The sequence below is a fragment of the Pseudoalteromonas sp. Z1A8 genome (assembly GCF_011378855.1).
Taxonomy (GTDB): domain Bacteria; phylum Pseudomonadota; class Gammaproteobacteria; order Enterobacterales; family Alteromonadaceae; genus Pseudoalteromonas.
In genome coordinates this window covers 54,593-54,829 of the sequence record NZ_WTLB01000028.1, presented here as the reverse complement: position 1 = coordinate 54,829, position 237 = coordinate 54,593, and the positions used below count along the sequence as shown (strand labels likewise).

Annotated in this window: 1 tRNA gene; it reads right to left on the bottom strand. The window is 40.1% G+C overall.

The annotated features are described in order from the left end of the window. Nucleotides 1-147: 147 nt before the first annotated feature. Nucleotides 148-223 (bottom strand) — tRNA-Lys (locus GQR55_RS12295). Nucleotides 224-237: the final 14 nt, after the last annotated feature.

Genomic DNA, 237 nt, shown 5'->3' with positions numbered 1-237 from the left:
ATGGATTTGAACCATCGACCAATTGATTAAAAGTCAACTGCTCTACCAACTGAGCTAATAACCCGCTCTATGCACTTATTCAAATATGAATGAAGCTTACGTAAATCCGCCGATTGATGCCATTCGCTACTCACAAGGAATAAAGAATGGTGGGTCATGATGGATTTGAACCATCGACCAATTGATTAAAAGTCAACTGCTCTACCAACTGAGCTAATGACCCGCTCTGATATAACT